Genomic DNA, 3,586 nt, shown 5'->3' with positions numbered 1-3,586 from the left:
CGTTTGGGTGTGGTTACAGGGATCCCTGCTCTTGTTGCCGTGGGTGGTTTTCCTGGGGCTGCTGCTGCTGGGAATCTACCTCAATTTTGCAGGCTTCCTGGTGTTGCTGTTGGTCTTTACAGGGCTTTACATTGCTGTGGGGCGCAAGACCCGCCAGTTGGCCCAGCAGGAGCTGCAGGCCCGTCGCGAGCAGTTGGCTCGTCTGGAAGAGCAGGGGGAAGCCCCTTCGGCAGGGGAGGCGCCTTTGGAAGCGCCTGCGGTTCTGCAGCGGATCTCGGCTGAGGATCTGCAGGCCATTCAGTCTATTTTCGGCCTCGATACCTTTTTCGTCACCGAGACCGTCCCCTATGGGGAAGGGGCGATTTTTAAGGGCAACCTGCGCCAGGAGGCGGAGGTGGTGGTACCCCTGCTGGTGGAGAAGCTCAAAGAGCAGGTGGGCCGTCGCTACCAGCTCTTTTTGGTGGAGGATCCGGCGGAAAAGCCGGCGGTGGTGGTCTTGCCGGATCCCATCGTCAATTACCGCGCTTCCGTGGGGGCGCAGATCCTGGCGGGGGCGTTGCTGGTCTTCAGCTTCGTCGCCACGTTGGAGGTGGGGGCCAATCTCTTGGGCTTCCGGCTGTTGGATGCGCCGGGGCGCTGGGTGGAAGCCCTGCCGGTGGCAGCCGGGATCTTCGCCATCTTGCTGGTGCACGAGACCGGACACCGCTGGATGGCGGGCAAGTACGGGGTGCGCCTCAGCCCTGCCTTTGTTATCCCCAGCTTGGGCATTGGCACGCTGGGATCCCTAAACCGCATCCAATCGCCGGTGCCCAGCCGCAAGGCCCTCTTCGACATTGCCTTTGCCGGCCCGGCAGCGAGCGGGATCCTGTCGCTGCTGGTGCTCTTGGCTGGCCTGAAGCTCTCCGGCTCCGAGGGTCTGTATGTGCCCACGGAGATCTTCCGCAGCTCCATCCTGGTAGGCACCCTAGCGCGGCTGGTGCTGGGATCCCAGTTGCAGGCGGAGCTGGTTCCCATTCATCCTTTTGTTGCCGTGGGCTGGATTGGCCTGGCAATCACCGCCTTGAGCCTGCTGCCGGCAGGGCAGCTGGACGGGGGTCGCATTGTGCAGGCGGTGTACGGGCGGAAGACGGCGGCCCGCGCCACCTTCATCACCCTGATTGCCTTGGCGGTGGCGGCCATCAGCAACGTCTTGGCCCTCTACTGGGCGCTGCTGATCCTGTTCATCGCCCGCGAGCCAGAGCGTCCACCGCAGGATGAGATTACTGAAACCGACGGTCAGCGGGATGCTTTGGCATTGCTGGCCCTCTTTTTGATGGTCATGACCCTGTTGCCGATTGCTCCGGCCTTGGCGGGCTTTCTCAATTTCCCCAACGGCTGATGGGGTAGAGGCCCAGGATCCGCCGGCGAGAGGAGCTCACTGTGTCTGGACCGGGGAAAGGCTTTGGCCTAGGCAGAGCTGGAAAGGACAGAGGAGAGCACCTGCAGCGTCTGTTGGCCCAAGCCGTTCGCCATCACCAGGCAGGGCAATGGCCACAGGCTGTCTCACTTTACCAGCAGGTGCTGCAAGCCCAGCCCACCCACCCCGAGGCACTGCACCTCTTGGGGGTCTGTCGGCAGCAACAGGGATCCCTGGACGACGCGATTGCCCTGATCCGGCAGGCCCTTGCCCACCAGCCCTGGTTTCCCGACGCCCACTTTAATTTGGGAATTGTTCTCAAGCAGGCGGGGCAGCTGGCGGAGGCGAAAACTCACCTGCAACTGGCCCTAGAGCAGGGGGGGCCGGACGCGGAAGTTTTGTACCAGCTGGGGCTGGTGCTGCGGCAGCAGGGGGATTTGGAGGCGGCCCTTGTCCCCTTGGGACAGGCCCTGGAGCTGCAGCCGGACTTTGCCGATGCCGCCTACACCCTGGCCATCCTGCTGCGGGATTGTGGCCGGGAGGAGGAAGCGGCGGAGCTGTTCTACCAACTCTGGCAAGCGGATCCCGCCGACTTGGCCGCGGCCCTGGGCTGGTGTGTTAGCCAGTTGCCCTTGCTGTACGCCTCGGCAGACCAAGTTTCCGTGGCTCGGGAGCGCTACTGCCAAGCCCTACAACAGGTGAAGGGCCGCTGGGAACACCTGCCGCGGGATCCCGAAACCCTGGAGCGAGCAGCTGCCGGGATCGGCTCCGTCCAACCCTTCTTTTTGCCCTACCAAGGCCAGAACGACCGCGATCTGCAGCAGCTCTACGGATCCTTGGTGAGGGACGTGATGGCGGCCCGCTATCCCCAGCCCTCCGTCCTCTGGCAGCGACATCCTGGCCGAGTGCGGGTGGGCATTGTCTCCGGCCTGTTTCGGGATCACTCCGTTTGGAAGATCCTGACTCGCGGCTGGGTAGAAGCCCTGGATCGTGCTCAAGTGGCCCTCTACGGCTTCCACACCTCGGTCATCCAAGATGAGGTCACGTGCTCCCTGCCCCCTCGTTTTGAGCACTTTGTGGCCGGATCCCGCAGCATAGAAGAATGGCAAGCGGCTATTCGAGAGGCACAGCTGGATGTGCTCCTCTACCCGGAAGTGGGCATTGACCCGGTCTGTGCCCAACTGGCCGCCCTCCGCTTGGCGCCGGTACAGGCGATGGCCTGGGGCCACCCGCAAACTTCTGGCCTGCCGACAATAGACGTTTTCCTCAGCAGCGAGCTGATGGAGCCGCCGGACGGGGCCGGCCATTACACCGAGCAGCTCCTGCCCCTGCCTGGCATCGGCACCTACTATATTCCCCTAGAAGTTGACCCCGCCCCTGTGGACTGGCAAGCTTGGGGGGTGGATCCCGACAGGGTGCTTTACCTCTGCGCCCAATCCCTATTCAAGTACTTACCTCAGTACGACGAGGTGTTCCCCCGCATCGCCCGGGAAGTGGGGAAGTGTCAATTTCTATTTTTGCGGGGCCGCCTCTCCCAAGGGATCCGCGAGCGCTTTTGGCAGCGGCTGCGACGAGCCTTTCAAGCCTATGACCTAGCTGCCGAAGAGTATGTGGTGCTCCTACCGGAACTCTCGCCTGCAGAATATGCCGCCTACAACGCCCTGGGGGATATTTACCTGGATAGCCTCGGCTGGTCAGGGGGCAACACCACCCTGGAAGCCCTGCCCCACGGCCTGCCCATCGTCACCTTGCCCGGATCCCTGATGCGGGGCCGCCACACCTACGCCATCCTGCAGCAGATGGGGATTCTCGATACCATCGCTCATAACCTCGATGAATACGTCCAGATTGCCAGTCGGTTGGGCTTGGATCCAGAGTGGCGAGAGCAAATGGGCCAGCAGGTGAAAGCACGTCAAGATCGCGTCTACCGGGATCCCGCGCCGATCCGCGCTCTGGAAGAGTGGTTGCGAAGCCTGAAGACCTGAGGGGGCAGTTTGGGTGAAAGGATAAACGGGCGAGTGTTGTCCTCTTGAAGGGATCCCGGACAGATGGCAGGATAGGCGGGGTTGTCTTGCCGGGCTTTGCCCATGTCTTCTGAGTCTGCTCCCGGTCAGTTCCCCAGGCCGGAAAACGCCCCCGACAACTTGCCCTCCCTTTCAACGCGCCTGAAAGAGATTGCCGTGGTATTCC

2 protein-coding genes are annotated in these 3,586 nt (G+C 62.7%); both read left to right on the top strand.

The window, feature by feature from the left end:
• A partial coding sequence (locus NW837_RS09250; protein ID WP_414330915.1) for a site-2 protease family protein occupies positions 1-1,378 on the top strand: 1,378 nt, incomplete at its 5' end.
• Between the two features lie 41 nt (positions 1,379-1,419).
• Positions 1,420-3,381: a tetratricopeptide repeat protein gene (locus NW837_RS09245; protein ID WP_414330912.1), complete on the top strand. Its 1,962-nt coding sequence runs from the start codon at positions 1,420-1,422 to the stop codon at positions 3,379-3,381.
• Positions 3,382-3,586: the final 205 nt, after the last annotated feature.

Origin of the sequence: Synechococcus sp. R6-10 (genome assembly GCF_047461815.1) — a bacterium.
Classification (GTDB): Bacteria; Cyanobacteriota; Cyanobacteriia; order Thermostichales; family Thermostichaceae; genus Thermostichus.
Note: the sequence above shows the minus strand (reverse complement) of the source record. Positions and strands in the feature narration are given on the sequence as shown.